The following is a 22,904-nucleotide window of genomic DNA, read 5'->3' on the forward strand; positions in this document are numbered from 1 at the left end:
TCAAATGATGATACTACAAAAAGTATTTCTCATGAAATATAGATGAAAAACAAATTTATTTTTTGGATAATTTTAGGATAGATTTTATAATTTTAACTTGCTATACTTTATTCGTATCGTATTTATAACCAATCAATAATTAGATGTAAAGGAGAAAAAGAGAGCATGAAAAAATTAATATCCGCATTGCTTGCTGTTACAATGGCTGCAACAGTAGCGGTGAGTTCTGTTAGTGCGGCAGAAGTGACTAAAACCTCCACAGATGCGTTATGGTCATCTTTCCAAAATCCGTCTTTTGAAACCAAGTCCCGTCCTCTGTGGTTCTGGAACGACCAGCTTGCCAACATGAGCAAAGAGGAAATTCGGGAAACATTAGTGAAATCCAAAGAGGAAAGCGGTTATGCCGGTGTGGCAATCCTTCCAAACTGGATGGAAGGCTATATGAGCGACGAATATCTTGAGTTATACGAATATGCTCTGCAAACAGCAGAAGAACTTGGTATGAAAATGTGTTTGTATGATGAGAACGGTTTTCCAAGCGGACGTGCTGGTGGATTGCTAGCACAACAATATCCAGAAGACACCCTAAAACGCCTGGACAAAACCGAAAAAGACGTAACCGGACCCTCTACAGCTTCTGTACCATTGCCAACCGGACAATACCGTAGCTATTTAGGCGCTGTAGCAATGAATATGGATACCAAGGAAATCATTGATATTTCCGACCATGTTTCCTATGTTACAGAGGATACCCCAGGTGTTTATAGTTCTTCTAACCATCCTGCGATCAATGGGGAAACTTTTACTGCTGATAAAGCGTTTGATGGTGACTATTCCACTCGGTGGAATGCCGGAAAAGGTCAAACCACCGACCAGTGGCTGGAAGCCCGCTATGCGGAAGATACCACGGTAGACCGTATCGTAATCCGGGAGGCTTTAGGGAGAATTGACAGTTATGCAATCCAATATTTTGACGGTGAAAACTGGATTGATATTTCCATCGGAACCACAATCGGTGAACAAAAAGAAATTCAATTTGATTCCCCAGTCACTGCGAAAAGGTTCCGTTTGATGATCCACAGCGCTGGATTAACCGGAACAGATGATGATTCTAAACTAGCCTCTATTTATGAAATAGAACTATTCAACGGCTCTACAAAACTCCCACCCCCAAGCGCTGGGGAAGAATCGGTAGACCGTGTGACCTATACTGTTCCAGAAGGGAACTGGAAACTGATGGCTTTTGCTACTGTAAAAGATGGGGATGATTTGGTGGACTATCTCAGCAAATCTGCTGTAGAACACTTTGTCGATATCACTCATGAAGCCTACTATCAGGAATTTTCTGAATATTTTGGAACCGTTATTGATTCTGCTTTCTTTGATGAACCACCACTTTACCGTGCGTCCGGCAGAACCTGGACTGGGGAATTCAATACCATGTTTGAGGAAGCAAATGGATATAATCCAATTACCCTCTACCCTGCTCTGTGGTATGATATCGGAGAAGATACTTCCTATGCCAGAAACGCACTTATGGGATTCCGTGCGGAACTGTTCGCTTCCAATTATATTGGAACCATGACTGACTGGTGTCATGAACATGGCATTAAAATGACCGGCCACATGGATCAAGAGGAAAACGTCAACCCTGTTACTTCTGACGGGGATCTGATGAAGGTATTCAAATATCAGGATATACCTGGTGTGGATGAAGTATTCAGCTATGACCGTGCCCGTAAAGCATATAAAATTGTCAGCTCCTCCGCTAACAACTGGGATAAAGGCCTGGTAATGACCGAATCCTACGGCGGCATGGGAGAAGGCATGGGCATCCCAGTGATGTATAAAGACATCATGAACCAATATGCAAAAGGAATTAACTATGTTGTACCTCACGCAATCTGGTACAACAACACCCAAAATGTACAAAATCCACCAGAACTTTCCTGGAGAAGCGAACAGTACGGTCCTGAACTTGCCAACTATAACAATTTTATTGGCAGAACCAGCGGACTGCTGCAAAATGGACGTCATGTAGCCGATATTGGGGTTCTCTATCCAATCGATACTCTGCAAGGCGCTTTCCAGTTTGATATTGGCGACCCTTACACCGGCAATGTTACCCCGGAAGAAGCGGACTACATGGAAGTTGGAGATTATCTTTCTTCTACCTTACGCCGTGATTTTACCTATTTACATCCAGAAGTAATCGCGGAAAAATGTACCGTAGAAGGCGATACTTTTCAACTGAATAATGAAGTCAACTACGAAAACTACAAAGTGATTGTGATTCCCGGTTGTAAAACCATCAGTTGGGAAGCATTGAAAAAAATCCGGGAATTCTACGACAACGGCGGCAAAGTAGTGGCAACAACTCAATTACCTTATATGTCGTCTGAAAAAGGACATAACCAGGATGTAGTTGACACAATCAAATACATGTTTGGTGTAGACGAAGACTTTATCTATGGCAATCACTCAAGAACCTACACTGCATCTTCCTATTTCCAAAATAATCCTACTTATGCAGCAGAAAAAGCGTTTGATGGTGTTGCTTCCCTGGATAGCAGATGGAATGCCGGCGACCTCTCTGGCGGTGATCAATGGCTGGAAGTTGATTTTGGCGCTCCTACTACAGTAAACAAAACAGTGATTACCGAAAGTGCTCCATACCGTGTTACTCAATACCATATTCAGTACTGGGATGGTTCTCAATGGGTAAATTGCGCAGAAGGAACTTCTATTGGAGATCACAAAACCAATTATTTTGAGCCAGTTACCACAACAAAACTCCGTTTGTACGTGGATACTATTGTTTCCGATAGTGTTTCCATCCAGGAATTTGAAGTATACAATAATGATAGTGAAAACTTGGCATTAGAACCAGAAAAAATAGCGGATAACAGCAATGAAAACGGTGGACGTTGCCAGTTTGTCGGTGTTAATTTCCGTGAAACATTAGGACCTGCATTGGACAATGTTGTAGAAAACTATGATGTCGAAATTGACCCTGTTTCCACTTCTGGCGGAGATTTGACCTATATCCACAAAGTAAAAGAGAATAATGATATTTACTATTTCGCGAATTCCAGCGATAATCCAGTAAACACTTATGTCAATATCCGCAAAGAGTTTAAAAATCCAATGGTTTGGGATCCACATACAGGAACAAAATACGCACCTGAATACACTGTGGACAATGGTATTACCCGGATTAAACTGGATATTGATGCTGTAAAATCCGTATTTATTATTGATGAAAATACATCTTCTTCCTCTCAAACAGATAAGACGATTTTGAAAACTGTAATTGATGAGGCAAAACGATTACAGCAAACAGAGGAATATGCAAACGCAATTCCTGCTGTAAAACAATCTTTTCAAAAATCATTGGGTAACGCCCAAAATGTCTATGATAACCCTGCCGCAACCCAAAAAGATGTTGTGGAAGCATGGAGCAATTTAATCAAAGAAATCCATAAATTAGGCTTCCAGGCAGGAGATAAAACAGAATTACAGGCGTTGTATGACCAGGTAAAAGATACAAATTTAGATGATTATCTGGATGGCGTAACAAAAGAAAACTTTAAAACCGCATTAGCTAATGCCAAAACTGTTTTAGATGACGAAAATGCCCTTGACACCGAAATTCAAAAAGCATACAATGAACTAAAGTCTGCTTTTGAAGCATTGGAGGAAAAACCTTCTGAAACAGTGGATAAATCCCAGTTGGAAAACTTGCTACAACAATGTGATAGCTATCAACAGGATCAATTCACACCAAATACATGGGAAGTATTTGTGCCAGCTCTGAAAACAGCTCAAAACATTTATGCAAAGCCAGATGCAACACAAGACGAAGTCAATAGCGCAACAGACACCTTATTAAATGCTATGTTACAACTGCGTTATAAGGCAGATAAATCTATTCTGGAAAACATGGTAGCACAATTGGAAACCATGGATACTTCCGGTTATACCCCTGAAAGTCTTGCAGTTCTTAATGCGGCAATCCAAGAGGCAAAAACGGTATTACAAGATGAAAACCTGAGTAAAGAAAACCAATCTGTAGTTGATACCCAGGTGGAAAATTTGATTGCGGCAGTTGCAAGCTTGGAAAAACAAAATAGCCCAAATATTATTGAAAAGGCTGCTGCTACAGGGGATGTTGCTCCAATTGCGGGCATTGTTTTGTTAGCATTGGCTGGTACAGCGATAATCGCTTTGAGAAAACGCAAAAAATAGCATTGTTTCTTTATTGAAACTATATAACAATTATCAAAAAACCTCAACCAGAAAACTGGTTGAGGTTTTTTGATATCAATTTCCTCTAAAATTTACAATATCGTTTATTTCCTCTCCATTTTTATATCAGACAGAAATAATTGAAAGGTTTATTTTCATTGTATCCATATCCACTATTTCAGCCTTTTGTTGTGGTTAAATTCAGGTTTTATTTCGATACCATTCCCTCCATAACAGCAACAATGTAATACAGTTAATAACAATTGTGATAATATCGTTAGTTAATTTAATCTTTCGATAGATTGTCAATGCTTTTTTATGTTCCATTTTGCCTATCCTCCTATTCTCTAGTTTGTTGTTATCTTGTTTCATCTGATTCTAATTATACATAATACTATTGCATTTATTCGCTCGATAGGTGGTATACTAAAAGGAGTAAAGGAGGTTTTGGTATGTTGATTGTTATGATCCGCGCAATTCTGTTATATATTCTAATTATATTTTGTATGCGTTTTATGGGAAAACGCCAAATTGGTGAATTACAACCTGGAGAATTGGTTATAACAATGATGATTTCCAATATGGCAATCCTACCAATCGAAGATACCAATATCCCCATGCTTGCAGGAGCTGTCCCTATCTTAATTTTAGTTTGTTTTGAGATTATCCTCTCTGTCTTTACTTTAAGATGGAAAAAGCTGCGTAAATTTATTTCTGGAAGTCCGGTAGTCATCATTGAAAATGGAGTTCTAAAGCAACAAGAATTAAAAAAGCTGCGGTTCTCTATTGATGACTTGATGGAAGGTCTACGTTCCAAAGATATTTTTAACGTATCAGAAGTATTATATGCTCTGGTAGAAACCAATGGCAAAATTAGCGTGGTAAAAAAAGGAGCGAGCCAAACTATTACAGCCAATATGTTGAATTTGGAAGTACAGGAAGAAATCCCTCCTACTATCGTTATCAGTGATGGCATTTTAGTAAAAGAAAATATAGAAAAATATCATATTGATCCAAATTGGATAAACGAAATTTTAAAGAAAAAACATTTATCCCAAAAGGATGTTTTTATTATGACAACTACACCCCAACAAACCTATCAGATTATTCGAAAAGAGGCTATATCATGAAGCGGTTATTTGTCTCGTTAGGGATTATTACTGTTATTTTAACGATCAGTTTAGTTGGTCTGTGGCATTTAAATTTTGTGACAGACCAGGTAGAGGAATACACCACCAACATACAAACCGCATTGGACCAAAACAATATAACAAAAGCCCAAGAACTGAATTATCAGCTCTCAGGCTTTTGGGAACGGCAACACCGTTATTTAACATTATATATCCGCCATAATAATATAGATGAAATTAGCAAAACAATTTCTGAATTAGAACAATACCTCCAACGCACAGATTATGCGGAGTTCTCTTCCAGGTTAAGCTACATCCAACAACTGATGTTGGATATGAGAGATGCCGAAATTCCTATTCTTTTCAATATATTATAACTATTTCAAGCTTTTTAACTCTTCCATAAATTCATCTAAAGTAGAAAACTCACGGTACACCGAGACAAATCGGATATATGCTACTAGATCAATATCCTTTAGTTTTTGCATTGCCAACTCGGCAATATCATTGGATGATACTTCCCGAACAAATGAATTAAGCAGAGAAGCCTCAATATCAGCAACTGCCTTTTCCAATATTTCAATCGAAACTGGACGCTTTCCACATGCCCTTAATAACCGGTTTAATAGTTTTTGACGGTCAAAAGGCTGGCGGGAATGGTCTTTTTTTACCACCATTAACGGTGTAGTTTCAATTATTTCATAAGTAGTAAAACGTCCACCACATTGGATGCATTCTCTTCTACGCCTAATTTTAGATCCTTCTTCTGTTGGACGGGAATCAATCACTTTGCTTTCATTATAACCACAAAACGGGCATTTCACTGGAACATCTCCCCTTTTTATGAAACTAACTCTTTAAGCTAATCTGCCATAACAAAATAAAATTTTTTTCATTAAAATAATACATATAACACAGTGCTATTTTATTCTGCTACACTTTAAATTGATAGAAACAAAATAATATTTACTATAGTAAACTAGTAAAACAATGAAGTGTTTATACTACAATAAATTCTATCAGACCATATATTATATCAGTCTAATTTAATACCATACTAATTATACATTGTAATAATTAAATATTTGGTTCTGTTAAAAATGTGTTGTCAACAAATAAAATAGTATCCATGTTCGCTAACCGATAGGTTTAAATAAAAATCTTATTCTATTTTTTATTACGTTGCGCTTTTATGCGCATAAGTAAAATAAAATAGTACCTATTTTCACTAACCGATAGGTTTGAATAAAAATCTTATTCTATTTTTTATAGTATCATAAAAATTGGAAAAATACAATCTTTTTCTTAATAAATTGATGTGGTTTCTACTAAAAAATCATAGAGTACATCATCAATGTGACAAATGTCAACATCATTTTCTGCCAGCAAAGAAAGAAAACACCATGTTGTTTCTTCAGACTCAGATAGGTTTTGGTATTCATACACTAACTGTCCTGTCGTAATTTCTGTAATACGAATACCATATTCAGTAAATTCTCCCATATCTACGTCCTTTACAGCATGGTGCGTCATTTCATAGTTATGTTGTCCATCACTTAAAATAGTTTTAATAATTTTGCCCTGATTCATTATTGCTTTTCCTCCCAAAGCGTTTTTAATTTTCCAGGCACTATTATATAACAGCTTCCCATAATAATCCACTATTTTTATTCGACAACAATCAACAAACATTTAAACACTATGTGTATTGTGTTGTTTATTTTTCACAAAACTTCAACATTATTGCTAAATCCGATTACCACTTATTTGTTTTCATTTTAAAAATTATACAATATGGAAAATATTTCTATAAAATAAATCAACACTTCGTAAAAATACGACAATTTGTTTTATTTAAACAACAAAAACGTTTTTGCAACCCGTTTTTCGTTAAAGTCCACAATTGGTATTGCCGTTTTATAGCAAATTTGCCATATAGCTTTCTAAAAATTGATATCCTTGTATAATCTCAGAATACTCCTGATAACTTTTACGGTATACCTCAATAAAGACAGTTCCTTGATAATTTTGTTTTTTAAGTATGGGAAGCAGCCCCAAAATTTTTCCATCCCCTTTGCCTGGTAACAAACAATCCTGTTGTCCTTTCCGGTCGCTAAAGTGAATATGGCGTACTTGCTCTCCCATTACTTTTAACATTTCTATTGGTGATACTTCACTGCGAATACACTGCTTTGTATCCAAAGTAAAATGGACAGAATCCCCTAGTTGTTGTTTCATTCTTTGGATGAAATCAATATTACGACTTTTACAGCGGGCAACATTCTCCTGTAACAATTCTATTCCAGCTGATTTTGCATACTCGTTCAGTTTATCAAACCGTTCAAAATATAGGTTGTCTTCACACAAAACATCTTTATGCGCCCCATGAAAAATCAAATATTTTGCCCCTATCCTATTACAAAATTCAAAATAGTGCTGGTATAGACAAACCCCATCCTCAAAACGCCTTTTATAATTACTAAAAAATAAAAGTGGTTCCATACCAGAAGTAAAGGGGTGCACAGAAACTACCTGTGTCAACCCCTGCTTTAATATCTCCTGTAACCTTTTCACGAACGGAACTTCTAGTTCTGAAAAAGTATTTAAAAAAATCTCAATGTATGGAACCTGATGGGAAACCAATTCATATAACGCATTTTCTGTGAGTTCTGGATAATAGCACGCTGTAGATACCCCGCATTTCATTCATGGTCACCTCATATTCTATTTTTGTTTTGTTGCATATTTAAATTGGATCAGACGTCCAGCTGAATCAAACACCAAATGATCTACCCCAGTGCGGGTGACAAAATATTCTTTTTGAAAATACAATGGTAAAAATACAGAGTCAGATAACAAAATCTGTTCTGCCTGTTGGCAGGCTGATATCATATCGTCTACACTTACAGCGGATTCTGCCCGATTCATTGCCTGAACAAATGCAGGAGAAGAATTTTGTACCTGTTCTCCATCCAAAAATTGAGATAATATATCTTCTGGAGAACTTCCCGTATTGGTAACAGAAATTAAAGCGCAATCATAATTTTTTGTCTTTAAAGCTTGCTGGTATTCTTTATCGGATAAACCGGTAATTTTAAAATAAACTCCTAAATTACTTTGCCATTGCTGAGAAATCTGTTGCACTAACGTTTCAACTTCCTCTGGTACAATCAATTCTTTTTGATTAATATCAGATAAATTCAATTGTGCTAACCCGTTTTGTAAATGTTGCCTTGCTTGTTCTACATTGTAATAGTTTGGAATAGTTGACTCTGGAAGGTCTCGGTACGATTGATCCAATATCTTAACAGAAGAAGGGACAACAGCATTAGTGTTTACGGTAGATTCTGGTAAATACGACTCATATTGGTTGCGATCTATGCTCATCATAAATGCCATCCGAATATCCTGATTACTCCATTCTGGTCTTTCTGTATTAAACGCCAGTCCCCATACTGTATTTTCAAAATCTTTGGAAACAAAGTCCTTAGAGGAAAGCTGTGAATACTCTTTCGCTGTTAAAATACCAATATCTATGGTATCACTATTTAACGCCTCCAGCGCCTCTTCTGAAGTACGGATCGTCAAATTAGCACCAGAAGCTACTGTTGGCAAAGCAGATTGGTATACTGGATTTTGACGAATACGCACATAATGCTCTACAGACCATTCTTTCATATAGAAAGGGCCATTGGAAAGGGTATGCTCTAAGTCCAGACCATATCTTCCTTTTGTTTCATTAAAAAATGTTTCATTACAAGGCATTGCTGGCGTTGTTGTCATCAGTTCTAAAAACATCGCATTTGGTGCTTCTAAATAAACTGTAAGGGTGGTATCGTTTTCCGCTACTACCCCTAATTGATCAACCGAAAGCCCATTTTCATGGACTGCCTTTGCATTTTTAATACAATAAAAGTTTGCCGCAAAAGGAGAATTCGTATTGGGATTTAATAATCTGCGGAAAGCAAATTGAAAATCATATGCTGTTACCGGAGTATTATAACTTTCTGTTCCATCTTCTGGGTCATTCTTATAACGGTGCATCCATTTTGCATCAGAACGAAGATGGAAAGTATAGGCCATTTTGTCATCAGAAACATCATAGCTTGTTGCAACGCCCTCGGACAACTTGCCATCTTCCTCTTTCGTCAGCAGTCCTTCATAAATATTTTGGATGACTAACATGGAATTATAATCAGATGCTACCTGTGGGTCAAGGCTTTGTGGGTCATCTGTTAAGCTATAACTCATCAACTTTCCTGTAGCGTCACCAGAACCCCCACATCCTGCTAACATAACACTAATACATACACAAAGCAACAAGCAAATGATCCTTCTTTTCATTTTTACACCTCAATCAAATCTATCTTAAATACTAAAATCATTTTTTGTCGTTAATTATTCCGCTTTTATTATAACAAGACATTGCGTTTAACTCAATAGAATTTGCTATTTTGTAAGTGTTATTTCATAAAAAAGTAAAATATAATTCGTGCGATTATACCAAAATTTTGTATTTTATTCTTATTAAACAGAATTTATGTAATGTTTCTATTGCAATTTATTAAAAAATATTATAGAATATATTCATATATCTAACAAAATAGGGGTATTCAATTATGGAAAAGTTAAAACAAAAAGGAACCCATCACCGCGGTGAATGGGGCTCTAAGCTTGGCTTGATTTTAGCCATGGCTGGAAACGCGGTGGGATTAGGCAATTTCTGGCGATTCCCACGTATGGCAGCAGAATATGGTGGCGGCGCATTTATGATACCATATTTCATCGCTTTAGTAGTTGTTGGTTTGCCGATTATGATTACAGAGTGGCATTTAGGACGTTTTGGCGGACAGCATGGCCATGGAACTATCGGACCAATGATCTACTTACAAGCAAGAGAAAAAGTAAAGCCAAAAACTGCTTTAGCAATTGGTACTATCTGTGGTGCATTGGCATTTGCTATTCCTGTATTAATCAATTCTTATTATAACCACATTGTAGGTTGGTCCCTCAACTATGCGGTACAATCCTTGTTTAACCAATTAGGACATGGAGCAGATTTAACAGCTGCATACCAATCGGCAATTTCCAATCCAGTCCAAGCTATTGGCTTCTGGGTAATCGCAGCGTTATTGTTAGCTGTGGCTGCAAGTAAAGGAATCAAAAAAGGGATTGAAGCCTGGTCTAAAATAATGATGCCAACATTATATATTTTCGGCATTGTATTGGCGTGTTTTGCTTTGTTTACCCAAGCACGCCCAGAAACACCTAACTTAACCGCAATTGCAGGGTTAGACTTTTTGTGGCATCCAGATTTCTCTAAAGTAAACTGGAGCGTTATTTTAGCTGCCTGTGGGCAAATCTTCTTTACTTTATCTTTAGGGATGGGGCTTATCTCAAACTATGCTTCCTTCTTAAAAAAAGACGATGATATTGTCGTATCTTCTATTGCTACAGTATCTTTAAATGAATTTGCGGAAGTTGTATTAGCTTCTACCGCAGTAGTCCCTCTCGCCTATGTATTTATGGGAGATGATTTATTGCAAGGTGGAAGCATTGGCTTCTCGTTTATTTCTCTTCCAAATGCATTTATGAATATGCCATTGGGTAATATTGTAGGTGCTTGTTGGTTCTTCTTGCTATTCTTTGCGGGATTTACCTCTGCCTTGGCACTGTTTAACTATCTGGTTACATTTATTGAGGAAGGATTGCATTCTTCTCGTAAAGTTGCCTCTTGGGTTGCCTTTGTTTCATTGATTGTAATTGGTATCCCAGTTGTTCTAGAACCAATGTTAAGCAATGGCGCAACTCAAATCTACTTCGAAACCCTGGATTCCTGGGTAGGTAGTTATTTGGTATTGTTCTTAGGATTTATCGAATTAATTATTGTAGGTTGGTTTGTAAAACCACAAAAAACATTGGAAGGAATTAACTCTGGTGCAAAAGCAAAAGTACCTTCTTGGGTTGTTACAGTATTTATTCGTATTATCACACCAGCAATTTTATTACTGGTAATTGTAAATGCAACAATTGAAAACGCCAAAAACGGTTTCTTCTCTTGGACAGGTATTGTACCAGAAGGTGGGGATCCAGCTACCTATGCTTTATGGACTAATTTAGGCCGTGGTATGATTATTGTCGTATTTATTTTTGGCTTTATTATGACGCTACGTATGTTACGGAAAACATACCAGCATGAATTATCTAAGCAATAGGAGGTAATAAATATGCATGTATCGTCCATTATTTTTTTAATACTATTTTGGGGCATTATCCTTGCTACCATGGCAATTTCTATTCCAAAAGTAATCCGTGATGACAAAAATAAAGCCACAAAATCAAATCAATCAAAACATGAGGATACCAAATGAATCCAACCGAATTGTTGAATATTATTGAGGAACTAAATATAAAAATCAAACATTTTGATCTGTTACAGAATAAACGAGATAAATTTTGTAAAAAACTAGATCAAATCAAGGCAGATTATCAATCCATTACGATTGATGAACAGTATCAAGAAGTATATGATTCCCTTGTAAATAAAGGAAATGCTTTGGTAGAAAATTATTTTCGTCCCAGTATGAATGCAAAAACATTAAGTGATACAATTAATCGATATCTTACTTATTTAACTGCAGCATATGGTGATTTTTCTGGACAAACATCTAAAATCACAGGATTTTATCGTTATTTTCTTTTATGTTCTATTTTAGTGTTGTTGCTTTCTCCGTTTATCCTTTCTCCAATTTTTGCTTTGGTTTTCCTTTTACCAATTTTTCTGGCCACAAGGGGAATTAAACAACGTTCTAAAACAGGATATATCCTTTCTTTAACGGTTGGCGCAGCAGGACTTATTACATCTGCAATGTGGATTAAATATTTATTCTATCTCATTTTAGATTACGCTACAATGTTCCAAAATTTTATAACAGTAAATGCGGCTTTGGGACAAACTCTATGTCAAATTTTAATTATAGCCCTACCTGTCTTAGGTGTTGTATTATTTGTATTAACTATTTTATTTTTGTTCCGCGCATATAAAGTAAAAGATTTATTTGTAGCCTAACGAATAGGAATCGAGTTCTAATATTTTTATTTTTAACCAATAAGGCATAGCTCATTAAGCTATGCCTTAAATTATTTTTATCTTACTAATCCATAAAACACCTTAAATCTAGAATTTACATTATGCAAAGAAAAAATTTGCTGTCATATCCAAATAATTTTCTCCACTATACTCCGGATATTGTTTCTGCATTTCTTTTTTAAACTCTTCTGCACTGTCCGCCATTTGCGCAATAGATTTAAGATTTTCTATATAATCAATTTTAGCCTGCACATCTTTTAAGTCTTCTGGTGTATAATGGGATGTTAAAATCATTGTATAACCTTTTTCCAAATATTCTTTTAGCTGAGCAATTATAACATCCGCATGGGTTACACCAGCGACAATGGAGTGGCAATCATGTCCAAGCATATGAGTATATACCAGATTAATTTCTGGAATTTCAATATCAAAGGCTTCTGTTGTTGGATGTATTATAAAATCAATTTCTCCTATCCTGTTTTTCCCTTCTGTTAATATATTTGTAATACGATGTATAGAGCTATCAAAAATTTCACCAAAAGCATTACTAAATTGATTTATTAAGGCTTTGCCACCTCCATTCTCAGAGTACTCAATCGCATTTTGTGTTGCATATTTTGGTACATTAGGTAAGAAAGTAGCTCCCGCTCCATGATACGCTATTAATATTCCTACAACTTCCATTCCTTTTAAATAATCTGTAAGTTCCTGATTGTTATCAAAAAAGCAAGGAGATTCGATAATAACCGTTTTTCCTTCTTTTTCAATAATAAACACTTCATCATCAATAAAATCATTGGTTTTATAGGCATGTAACTTGATATTTCCAAAATCATAGATATTTACTTCGCCTTTTGTAAGTTTCACCAGTGTAAAATTAGTTTTGTTCATAATAATAACCTCCATATCAATTTAAGGCTTGACTTTTTTGCCTCTATAACTTTATAATAAAGCTGTAGTTTAATTTTGTAAAGTAAGCACTTTATTGTGCTATAGTTACCAAAAAGAAACTATTAGAGTTATTTAGATGATAGATCTATTTATTTTTTGGAGGAATTTATGATAGAACAAACAGAAAGAAAAGATTTACCAGATTGTCCAGTGGAAACAACTTTAATGTTAATCGGAGATAAATGGAAAGTATTGATTTTACGTGACCTGATGCCAGGAACAAAACGATTTGGAGAATTAAAAAAATCTTTGGGTAATGTATCCCAAAAAGTGCTGACTGCTCAATTACGGACAATGGAAGCCAATGGGTTAGTAAATCGAAAAGTTTATGCCGAAGTGCCACCTAAGGTAGAATATTCCTTGACTGAACTCGGTCAAAGTTTAAAACCAATTTTAGAAGCAATGCAAAATTGGGGAGAGGAATACAAATCCCATAAAAACTAATCATAAAATGGATATAAAGTGTAACATAGTATGTGATTATATCTTTTGTTTTAAAAATAAATTTTTCCTGTTTTTTGCTTATATCCATAAAGCGTATCGTATTTTTCCTCAATTCTTTAGAGTTAGTTATAAAACAGAGATACTATTGATAAGGCTTATCAATTCTAATAAAAATCAAATTTGATAAAAACAGATTTTTTTCATTCGGGTGCTTTTGTATTCTAATATTGTATTTCTTGAAAATAAACTGTTTACTAAATAATTTTTAAAGCGAATAAACTTTTCTGCCACTAACAGCGCTAAAATTTTATTTAACCAAATCAAAACTACTAGTAAACTAGTGATTTGTTCAGACCCCTGGTAGGGGTATTGAAAGACGACCATCGCATTCTCTGCTACTGGTAAACTAAATCGGGTTTTCTTTCCGTACCCTTATGAGGAAAGAAAACTGTATGCAAAATTCTCAAATTGCTTTTTCCGAAATCTTCAATTCCATTCTCAAGCAGAATGGAATTTTCACTGTAAAATTTTCTTATTTCGCCAAGGTTTTGTTAAGCCTAAAGACAACAAAAAACAGGTATCTGAAATATTCAGATACCTGTTTTTTTAATCATTAAATAACTATTTTGCAAACTCTTCTGGAGTAAACTCCACATTTAAAGTCCCCATAGCGTCTTTCAACTGAGCAGTAGAATGAACTCCGGTTAATGGACAAACTGGGAAGCCTTGTTGGAAATAGAATCCTAATAATACTTGAGAAATTGATGCGTTATGGCGCACTGCAATTCCTTGGATTTTTTTGGCTAACTCCAGATTTGCTGGTGTATAATATGGGCTATCCTGAACTGTTTCAGGACCTTTATTAATTAGTTTATGGAAGAATCCGCTACAAACACTAAAGTATGGAACCGCAAGTACAGGATAATTCTTATGGAAACGAATCATTTCTTGATCCATAATTGCTAAGGTTGGATCTTCTGGTTCGCTCATAGTATCGGATGCAATATTATAGAACATTTCGTTCATTACAAAGCCTCTGTAACCTTTCTGTTTACAATAGGCCATTGCTTCTTCCATACGGGATACAGACCAGTTGGAGCAACCATAGTAACGAATTTTTCCCTGATTTACAAATTCCTGCATTACTTCGATCAAATCCGCTACAGATTGATTGGTATCATCACGATGATACATATAAACATCAATACAGTCCACACGAAGAGCTTTTAGACTCAATTCCAAGTCATGTTCCATATCAGCTTTTGTCATACGGCTAATGGAAGTATCTTCATGAGGTGGATGCCCTCCTTTGGTAATCAGTACAAAATCATCATGATGGCCACGATGTGCAATCCAATCACCAATAACACGTTCGGAACGTCCGATTTCTCCTGGAATCCAATCGGAGTAAACGCGGGCGGTATCAATGAGGTTTCCTCCCATTTTAATATATTCTTCCAGAATCGCAAATCCTTCTTCCCCATCCCAAGCGGTACCTGCATTTACAGTACCTAAACCGATGGGGGAAACAACCAGGTCAGTATCTGGAATTTGAATTTTTCCTATCATAATAAAGCCTCCTTATCTGCGTAAAACGCGGGTAAAGCGATAAATTAATCTAAATGGAATACTGGGTGTAAATCAATTGAAACAGGGCTGTTGTCTGGATTTGTTTCCATAATATCAGCCATAAAATCCCACCATTTTCTACATACAGGGTCATTAGCGCTTTCTGCCCATCTGGCTTCATCTTCTACTTCAATGTAGCCATAGAGAACTTTGGTATCTTTATCCAGATAGATAGAATAGTTATGGCCACCGTAATTGTGGATCATTTCTTTCATTTCTGGCCACAGTTGGTTATGACGTTTTTCATACTCAGCTTCTTGTCCTGGGAACAACTGCATTTTAAAACCTTTTCTTACCATGTTAACTTCCTCCTATGTGTAAAAAAATCTAATATCGGTTGTTAATTATTTATCACAACCGTTTATCACTATTATACCGTACTTTTTTTCGATCTTGAAGGACGTAGTTTGACTAAAAATAGAACGTAATTTTATTTTTTTGATTGATTCATTTTCTTCAAGTAAAAAAGTACAAAAACAGGGTAAAACTTCCCTTCTAAAGATTTATTATACTGCAATCATCCCAAAAAATAAAGGTTTATTTTATTATTTTAGTGGAATAAATTTAAATAATTTTGAATAAATAAAAAAATAAAATAACAGAAAAAAATTATTGTAAAAATAAATAAAATACATCTTATTTTTCCTACAATATTTACAATCCAAATCATTTATTCTATAAGATCGTAGCATTGTACGAATTACATAAAACCATTTTCCATAAAAAATAACGCATAAATTCATTTTCTATTCTCGGTTTTACCATACAAAAACAATATAAAAATCCTGCTGATTAACTCAGCAGGATTTTTATAGAATATTATACTGCGGTAGTTTTTTGGGTTGAAGATAAAAATCGGGACAACTGTGGACGCAATACTTTCGCCAAAGAAACCGATAAAACAATTTTTACAATATCCCCTGGAATAAATGGTATCACGCCTGCCCATAACGCTGCTATCAAATCTAATTTCATAGTATAAGCCAACCATATTGTTCCCAACAAATAACAAGCTAAAGTTCCTAATACCATACCAAGAGATATTTTCCATACAATATTATTTGAGTGATCTGTAAACCATCCAGTCAGTAAAGCCATCAAGAGGTAGCCCACCATATATCCTCCCGTTGGTCCAGCTATAATGGAGACTCCTCCTGTAAACTGAGCAAATACTGGAAGTCCTATTGCGCCTATTATCAGATACAACAATACAGCAATAAACCCTTTTTTAGCCCCTAACAAACTGGAGGCAATGTAAACCCCTAGTGTACCCAATGAGATTGGTACTACACCAGGGATGGGAATAGAAAATGGGGACACTACACAAATAACAGCTGTCATAATAGCGATTACACACATTGTTTTTATACTCATTTTCATAATTGTAAACTCCTATTTATTTTTAAGTTTACAATTATTATAACAAAAAGCTTATTCTTTGTCAATCTTATTTTAATTTGTTATGAAAAAAGCATCTGCTTTTCGAAAAGCAGATGCTTTTTATGTTAACTCTTCATCAACTGATTAGAGAGTTTCTGGTTCTGGATAAGTTTCACCAAAAGTTTCTACTGTAACTTTTTCCATTACTTCATCATATAAAGGTTTATCACTAAAATTACGTTGTACTCCTACAATACGTTCTGCTTCTTCCATACCTTCTATTACTTTCCCAAAAGCAGCATATTGACCATCTAAATGTGGAGCATCTTCTACCATAATAAAAAACTGAGAGCCAGCACTATCTGGATGGGCAGCTCTTGCCATAGAAATAACACCTTTTGTGTGTTTCAAATTATTCTCAAATCCGTTATAAGAGAACTCTCCTTTAATATGGTATCCTGGTCCTCCTGTACCAATGCCGTTTGGATCCCCACCTTGAATCATAAACCCAGGGATAACACGGTGAAAGATAGTACCATTATAAAATCCTTTTTGTACTAACGAGATAAAGTTATTTACGGTATTTGGTGCGATTTCTGGATACAATTCTACTTTAATTACACCACCATGATTTGTTTCAATTGTTACAATTGGATTGCTCATTGCATTTCCTCCATTCAATCAATCTATTTAAGATATTTTATCATTATAAAATATTTTTTCCAATTCTTCAACCCTAAAATAGAATTTTATTGGTAACGGAACGCAAATGCAGCTCCAATAATCCCAGCATCATTCCCCAATTGAGCTACTGCCAACTTTGTCCTTTTAGCGGTTCCCCTAGCGTAATCTTCCGCATCTATTATTTGTTGTAAAGGCTGCAATAAGGTATTCCCTTCATTGCTGACACCACCTCCTAAACATAGGATTTCTGGTTGAAATATATTTATCATATTGGTTAATCCACAAGCTAAATAATGGATATAGGTATCCACAACCTTGCTTGCCACGATATCTCCCATCCTCATAGCATCAAAAGCAGTTTTTGCGTTCAATTCTCCTGTCCGTTCCACAATATCATGTAGAACCGTTTTTGGATGGGTTTCCATTGCCTCTTTGGTCATGCGGATTAAACCAGTTGCAGAAGAATATGCTTCAAAGCAGCCTTTCCTTCCACAATTACAATCCCATCCATTTTGTTCTATAACAGTATGACCTAGTTCTCCTCCACAGTAATTAAATCCGCTATATATTTGGTTATGAAATATAACGCCTCCGCCTACACCGGTCCCCAACGTAATCATTACCATAGAAGAAGCACCTTTTCCTGCTCCTACAAGCAGTTCCCCTAACGCAGCTGCGTTAGCATCGTTTTCCAAATAAACGGGAAGAGGAATCCTCTCTGCCATCAGCTTTGCCAAATGTACTTTATGAAAATCGAAATTACAGGAAAATTCAATTATTTTTTGTGCTGGATCAATATGTCCAGGAGTTCCAATTCCAATGGAATCCACTTCCTGCAAAGGAACTTCACTTTCCTCCATTGCTTGATAGCATAATTTCGCCATATCATCACAAATTTTTTCTGCAGAACGTGGAAGGTTTGTTTTACATTTTACTTTGGATAACATTCGGTATTGTTCATCCACTACAGATGCTACAATATTAGTACCACCTAAATCAATTCCAATAAAATACATAGACGTTCTCCTTTTTGGGCAACAAAAAGCCATCAGTAAATAGAACTCTCTCACTGATAGCTTTTTTATCATAAAATATAATAATTTGATTATAACATGTTTTATGGAAAAAACCAACAGACTATTCGTTTTCGATAACACCTTCATAGAAAAACAGGTTATCAACTTTTTCTTTTGCTGTCAGTTTACTTACAACTACACAAAGTAGCAGGGAAATTACCATAGCCACTACCGCAAAGGTTGGACCTTGAGCTGCTAAGAAATTTAAGCCTCCGATGAATCCTTCTGTTCCATTAGGGCTACCCATGATCAACAGGATAATTTTACTAACTGCTGGTAACATAGCAATGGAGAATCCTCCTATCATACCAGACCATGCCCCTGCCTTATTCAACCATTTTAAATACAGGGACAATACATAAGGTGCTAAGAAAGAACCGGAGACAATCCCCCAGGAATAGGACATCATATCCAAAATTGGGGTGTTAGTATTTGCGATAACATAAGAAGCCAATACAAACAGAATACATAGGATACGAATAACCCAACCAGAAGATTTTTCTTTCATTTTAAAAGCAGGTTTTAACAAATCTAAAGAAAAAGTAGAACATGCTGTCAATGTAATAGAAGATAACGTAGATACAGAAGAGGAAATTAATAATACCAGAACAATTCCCAACAGGATATTTGGCAAATTCGCTGCGTCTAACATTCTAGGAACAATATAATCTACTCCACCTTCTGGCAATTGGTTGCCAAATACCAAATGGGACAAAGAACCAATAAAGTATCCGCCAACAGATACCAACAAAGCAAAAATAGTGGAAACAACAATACCTCGTTTTACTTCTTTTTCATTTTTAATCCCGTAATATTTATGGATCATCTGAGGCAAGCCCCAAGTACCAAAACTGGTCATCAAAATTGTAGAAATCAAAGCAATTGTATCTCCCGTAGATAATGGCATCATTTTATTCTGTTTCATAAAATCTACCATGCCAGATATGCTACCGTTATCCGTAACAGCTGGAGAAATCATCACAAAAATAATCAATAGAACAATTCCAACTGCCATGATAATACCCTGCATAAAATCAGCTTTTAAGGTTGCTAAATAGCCTCCTATTACCAAAACAACACAGGCTGCAACCGCTATTACAATCATACATACTGTTACATCAATTCCTAGCAGTACAGAACATACACTACTCAATCCTTTATAAACAGAAGCAGAATAAGGAATTAAAAAGATAAAAATAACGATAGCGGAAAATACTTTCATCCGCTGGCTTTTGAAGCGCAAAGAAAACAGTTGCGGCATAGATTTAATCTTTAGCCGGTGGGAAACTTCCCTTGTTCTAGACGCCAATACTTTCCAGGCAAGCCAGGAGCCAAAGATAGCATTTCCTAAACCAATCAAAACAGCCCATAAGCCGTATTTCCAACCGGAAGTACCAGCGTAACCAATAAACATTACAGCGGAAAAATAAGCTGTACCATAGCTTAGCGCTGAAATCCATCCTCCAGCATCTCGCCCTCCTACAGTAAAAGAAGCAATCCCTTTGGTTGCTTTGGAATTAATAATGCCAATTACAGACATCGCAACAATATAAATAACAATTGTCGCCCATATCACTACATACTTTTGCAATACTCTCACCTCAAACGTTTACTTTAGCACGTTAACACGCTTAGGTGCTAAAGTGTCTTACTGTATTATGCTACAAAAAAACAAAAATGTCAATCCATTCTTTTAAATTATTAAAAATTTTGTAATTTATTATAAATTTAATGTTTTTATTTTAGTTATTTAAGATAATCCTATTCCTGTTTTATAGCGAGATAACAATTTAATTCAAAATAGATTCTAGTGTTTTTAAGGGTATTATGATATAATAAAATGCCTACATTAAGATTGATCGGAAAATTTGAAATATTTTTGGAGGTATTAATGTTAAAAAAATGTTCATTTCTATTATTCAGCTTTTTTATTGGAATAGTAGTAGGTCTAGCTACTGTATTTGGACAAAAATATCTTCCAGGGGCGTTAAATAGTCTGGCAAACTCTGGTTCAGTTTGGGTTGTTCCAGCATTTTATATCGCCAAATCTTACAAACAAAAATGGAAATCTATCATATCAAGCATGATTTACTTGTTAATATGCGTAACAACATATTGATATTATTCTATCAGTTGGAAAACAGGTTTTACCATTGGATTTCATCAAGCAATATGGCTTTGTTGTGCAGTTATATTCGGATTTATATTTGGCTTAGGAGGAAACATATCACAATATGGAAAAGGAACCATAAAATATTTGTGTAAAGTAATGTTACCCGCTACTTTTTTATCAGAAAGTTTAATGTTAATATCCCATTTTCAACAATATTCACATATGCTAGATGTTATTTTTATGTGGTTTTTTATTGGAATTTCGTTATATTTTATCAATTGTAAAAAAGAGTGGTATTCTAAACACTATTTGCTGGCATTGCTGATCATGTTAAGCTTAGGATTTTTAGGATATCAATTAATTTACTATAGTGATGTTTTTGCATGATATTTTAAAAACTTATTTTTTAGAGGAGATTTTTAATTTATAAAATATAATAAAGTTAAAATCCTAAAATGTTATTTACTCTTTCTTCTCCAATCGATTTTCCACAATATTGATTGTATTTTCTTTCCAATCTGAAGAAAGGATTGCTTTTTGTATTTTTTTAAAATTAGGGTCATCACTTGTCAAACTAATGTGCCGAATGATAGCTGCTGAATCAATGATATGGCAACCATCAAAATGAACAACGTAATTCCAATATACAAACACAGTTCCAAATCTCATAATCAATAAAACAATTTCCAGAAAAAAAGAAAATCTCCCAAAAATATTGATGATAAAGCCAATCCAAAATAAATTACGAGGATATTTTTTATTTATAAAAACACCTCAATCAAAACCACCAGTGAACTGGTGGTTTGCATAGCCCCTAAAAGGGGACATTACTGGCTTAGTCCCTCAAGGGACTCTGAAGTTTAGCACTGCATTACTATTTCAAGCAGCCGCTCTCGTGCGGCTGTTTATTTTTGCTTACTTATTCCTGCTACCCGTAAACGGGTCCACATATTCTTTTAGACTTATCTGATCTCTAGTATAATCTTCTTCCTGCTGATTCTTTATATAGTCTTTTATCACTTTTTCATTCTTTCCTACCGTATCTACATAATATCCTCTGCACCAAAATGTTCGCTGTCCATATTTATATTTTAAATTTGCATGTCTGTCAAATATCATCAAACTGCTTTTCCCTTTGAGATATCCCATAAACTGTGCTATACTTATATATGGCGGAATACTTACATGCATATGGATGTGGTTCGGACATGCTTCTGCCTCTATTATTTCTACTCCTTTTTGCTCACATAATTTTCTCAATATTTCTCCAATATCTTTTTTCAGCTGTCCGTATATTTCTTTTCTTCTGTATTTCGGCGCAAATACGATATGGTATTCACAGCGATTTTTTGAATGTGCAGTGCTTTTTATTTCGTTCTTCATTTATCAAAAACCTCCTTGTTGTTTTAGTAATGCGGTCGCCAAACCACTACTATTTTACAACAAGAAGGTTTTTTATTTACTAAAGTTTTCTATCTTCCCCCAGTATAACTGGGGGTTTATTTTTACGCATAAATGCACCAAAAAAAAGGATATGTTATCCTAAAGATAACATATCCTTTTAAAATTTATAAGATAAAATTATTTACCAAAATATCTGTTCAATAAGCCTTGGAATGCTTTACCGTGACGAGCTTCGTCTCTAGCCATTTCATGAACAGTATCATGAATTGCATCCAAGTTAGCAGCTTTAGCACGTTTTGCCAGATCAAATTTACCAGCAGTAGCGCCGTTTTCCGCTTCTACTCTCATTTCCAGGTTTTTCTTAGTGGAGTCTGTTACAACTTCACCCAACAGTTCAGCAAATTTAGCAGCATGTTCTGCTTCTTCATAAGCAGCTTTTTCCCAGTACAAACCGATTTCTGGGTAACCTTCTCTATGTGCAACACGAGCCATAGCTAAATACATACCAACTTCTGTGCATTCCCCATTGAAGTTTGCTCTTAAATCTTCCAGAATATCTTCGCTAACGCCTTTTGCTACACCTACAACGTGTTCAGCAGCCCAGGACATTTCTCCAGTTTGTTCTGTAAATTTCGAAGCAGGAGCATTACATTGTGGGCAAAATTCTGGAGCAGCTTCACCTTCATAAACATATCCACATACTTGACAGACAAATTTTTTCATAGTTTTATTCCTCCATTACGTAATCATGTATT

At 35.4% G+C, this 22,904-nt stretch carries 22 protein-coding genes and 1 pseudogene; 8 read left to right on the forward strand and 15 right to left on the reverse strand.

All coding sequences use genetic code 11. The features are described from left to right. The first annotated feature begins 165 nt into the window (after positions 1 to 165). Positions 166 to 4,248: a glycosyl hydrolase gene (locus BQ2683_RS11220; RefSeq protein WP_069989119.1), complete on the forward strand. Its 4,083-nt coding sequence runs from the start codon at positions 166 to 168 to the stop codon at positions 4,246 to 4,248. A gap of 201 nt (positions 4,249 to 4,449) precedes the next feature. Here the strand turns inward: BQ2683_RS11220 and BQ2683_RS13755 are convergent, their stop codons facing one another. Next, positions 4,450 to 4,575 (reverse strand): hypothetical protein, encoded by a 126-nt coding sequence (locus BQ2683_RS13755; RefSeq protein WP_268873775.1) that lies wholly within the window; start codon positions 4,573 to 4,575, stop codon positions 4,450 to 4,452. 125 nt (positions 4,576 to 4,700) lie between these two features. Between BQ2683_RS13755 and BQ2683_RS11225 the strand changes: the two genes are divergently transcribed. Both BQ2683_RS11225 and BQ2683_RS11230 read left to right on the forward strand, forming a co-directional pair. Further along, entirely contained in the window at positions 4,701 to 5,378 is a 678-nt protein-coding gene (locus BQ2683_RS11225) for a DUF421 domain-containing protein (RefSeq protein ID WP_069989120.1), read from the forward strand. Continuing rightward, a complete protein-coding gene (locus tag BQ2683_RS11230; RefSeq protein WP_069989121.1) occupies positions 5,375 to 5,755 on the forward strand; it encodes a DUF4363 family protein in 381 nt (126 codons plus the stop codon). The genes BQ2683_RS11225 and BQ2683_RS11230 overlap by 4 nt, the downstream gene beginning before the upstream one ends. On the opposite strand, the gene nrdR is transcribed toward BQ2683_RS11230, so the two are convergent. From nrdR to BQ2683_RS11250, 4 genes are all read right to left on the reverse strand, one after another. Next, positions 5,756 to 6,202 (reverse strand): transcriptional regulator NrdR, encoded by a 447-nt coding sequence (gene nrdR / locus BQ2683_RS11235; protein ID WP_069989122.1) that lies wholly within the window; start codon positions 6,200 to 6,202, stop codon positions 5,756 to 5,758. 481 nt (positions 6,203 to 6,683) lie between these two features. Further along, a complete protein-coding gene (locus BQ2683_RS11240) occupies positions 6,684 to 6,968 on the reverse strand; it encodes a DUF6514 family protein (protein ID WP_069989123.1) in 285 nt (94 codons plus the stop codon). 327 nt (positions 6,969 to 7,295) lie between these two features. Continuing rightward, positions 7,296 to 8,084, reverse strand: coding sequence for a sugar phosphate isomerase/epimerase family protein (locus BQ2683_RS11245; protein ID WP_069989124.1), 789 nt, complete (start codon positions 8,082 to 8,084; stop codon positions 7,296 to 7,298). An 18-nt stretch (positions 8,085 to 8,102) separates the two neighbouring features. Beyond that, a complete protein-coding gene (locus tag BQ2683_RS11250; protein WP_083256474.1) occupies positions 8,103 to 9,722 on the reverse strand; it encodes a peptide ABC transporter substrate-binding protein in 1,620 nt (539 codons plus the stop codon). Positions 9,723 to 9,997: 275 nt separating this feature from the next. Between BQ2683_RS11250 and BQ2683_RS11255 the strand changes: the two genes are divergently transcribed. The 3 genes from BQ2683_RS11255 to BQ2683_RS11260 are packed head-to-tail and all read left to right on the forward strand — an operon-like array spanning position 9,998 to position 12,447. Beyond that, positions 9,998 to 11,593 carry a sodium:neurotransmitter symporter family protein gene (locus BQ2683_RS11255; protein WP_069989126.1) on the forward strand — a complete coding sequence of 532 codons (1,596 nt, stop codon included), beginning with the start codon at positions 9,998 to 10,000 and terminating at the stop codon, positions 11,591 to 11,593. Between the two features lie 12 nt (positions 11,594 to 11,605). After that, positions 11,606 to 11,749, forward strand: a complete 144-nt coding sequence (locus tag BQ2683_RS13455; protein WP_159427380.1) for a hypothetical protein — start codon at positions 11,606 to 11,608, stop codon at positions 11,747 to 11,749. Further along, positions 11,746 to 12,447 carry a hypothetical protein gene (locus tag BQ2683_RS11260; protein ID WP_069989127.1) on the forward strand — a complete coding sequence of 234 codons (702 nt, stop codon included), beginning with the start codon at positions 11,746 to 11,748 and terminating at the stop codon, positions 12,445 to 12,447. Before BQ2683_RS13455 ends, BQ2683_RS11260 begins: the two co-directional genes overlap by 4 nt. 120 nt (positions 12,448 to 12,567) lie before the next feature. On the opposite strand, the gene BQ2683_RS11265 is transcribed toward BQ2683_RS11260, so the two are convergent. After that, positions 12,568 to 13,359, reverse strand: coding sequence for a hypothetical protein (locus tag BQ2683_RS11265; RefSeq protein WP_069989128.1), 792 nt, complete (start codon positions 13,357 to 13,359; stop codon positions 12,568 to 12,570). A gap of 168 nt (positions 13,360 to 13,527) precedes the next feature. Here BQ2683_RS11265 and BQ2683_RS11270 point away from each other — a divergent pair, with 168 nt between their 5' ends. After that, complete coding sequence (locus tag BQ2683_RS11270) at positions 13,528 to 13,863, forward strand: winged helix-turn-helix transcriptional regulator (protein ID WP_069989129.1); 336 nt, start codon at positions 13,528 to 13,530, stop codon at positions 13,861 to 13,863. A 621-nt stretch (positions 13,864 to 14,484) separates the two neighbouring features. Here BQ2683_RS11270 and BQ2683_RS11275 read toward each other — a convergent pair. The 6 genes from BQ2683_RS11275 to BQ2683_RS11300 all read right to left on the reverse strand — a co-directional run bounded on the left by BQ2683_RS11275 (position 14,485) and on the right by BQ2683_RS11300 (position 20,223). After that, positions 14,485 to 15,432, reverse strand: coding sequence for an aldo/keto reductase (locus BQ2683_RS11275; RefSeq protein WP_069989130.1), 948 nt, complete (start codon positions 15,430 to 15,432; stop codon positions 14,485 to 14,487). A gap of 44 nt (positions 15,433 to 15,476) precedes the next feature. Next, positions 15,477 to 15,791, reverse strand: coding sequence for an L-rhamnose mutarotase (rhaM, locus tag BQ2683_RS11280; protein WP_069989131.1), 315 nt, complete (start codon positions 15,789 to 15,791; stop codon positions 15,477 to 15,479). Between the two features lie 520 nt (positions 15,792 to 16,311). After that, positions 16,312 to 16,872 (reverse strand): biotin transporter BioY, encoded by a 561-nt coding sequence (locus tag BQ2683_RS11285; RefSeq protein WP_069989132.1) that lies wholly within the window; start codon positions 16,870 to 16,872, stop codon positions 16,312 to 16,314. A 144-nt stretch (positions 16,873 to 17,016) separates the two neighbouring features. Next, on the reverse strand, positions 17,017 to 17,535 hold the full coding sequence (locus tag BQ2683_RS11290; RefSeq protein ID WP_069989133.1) for a peptidylprolyl isomerase: 519 nt from the start codon (positions 17,533 to 17,535) through the stop codon (positions 17,017 to 17,019). An 86-nt stretch (positions 17,536 to 17,621) separates the two neighbouring features. Then, positions 17,622 to 18,572, reverse strand: a complete 951-nt coding sequence (locus BQ2683_RS11295; protein WP_069989134.1) for an ROK family protein — start codon at positions 18,570 to 18,572, stop codon at positions 17,622 to 17,624. A 121-nt stretch (positions 18,573 to 18,693) separates the two neighbouring features. After that, a complete protein-coding gene (locus BQ2683_RS11300) occupies positions 18,694 to 20,223 on the reverse strand; it encodes a sodium:solute symporter family protein (RefSeq protein WP_235843917.1) in 1,530 nt (509 codons plus the stop codon). A gap of 300 nt (positions 20,224 to 20,523) precedes the next feature. Between BQ2683_RS11300 and BQ2683_RS13675 the strand changes: the two are divergent. Next, positions 20,524 to 21,132, forward strand: a pseudogene (locus tag BQ2683_RS13675) (DUF6518 family protein). Positions 21,133 to 21,207: 75 nt separating this feature from the next. On the opposite strand, the gene BQ2683_RS13460 reads toward BQ2683_RS13675, so the two are convergent. From BQ2683_RS13460 to BQ2683_RS11320, 3 genes are all read right to left on the reverse strand, one after another. After that, entirely contained in the window at positions 21,208 to 21,414 is a 207-nt protein-coding gene (locus BQ2683_RS13460; RefSeq protein ID WP_069989136.1) for a hypothetical protein, read from the reverse strand. 246 nt (positions 21,415 to 21,660) lie between these two features. After that, entirely contained in the window at positions 21,661 to 22,128 is a 468-nt protein-coding gene (gene tnpA / locus BQ2683_RS11315; protein ID WP_069989137.1) for an IS200/IS605 family transposase, read from the reverse strand. Positions 22,129 to 22,326: 198 nt separating this feature from the next. Continuing rightward, positions 22,327 to 22,872, reverse strand: coding sequence for an NADH peroxidase (locus BQ2683_RS11320; protein WP_069989138.1), 546 nt, complete (start codon positions 22,870 to 22,872; stop codon positions 22,327 to 22,329). Positions 22,873 to 22,904: the final 32 nt, after the last annotated feature.

It is taken from the genome of Massilioclostridium coli, assembly GCF_900095865.1.
GTDB lineage: Bacteria > Bacillota > Clostridia > Oscillospirales > Ruminococcaceae > Massilioclostridium > Massilioclostridium facile.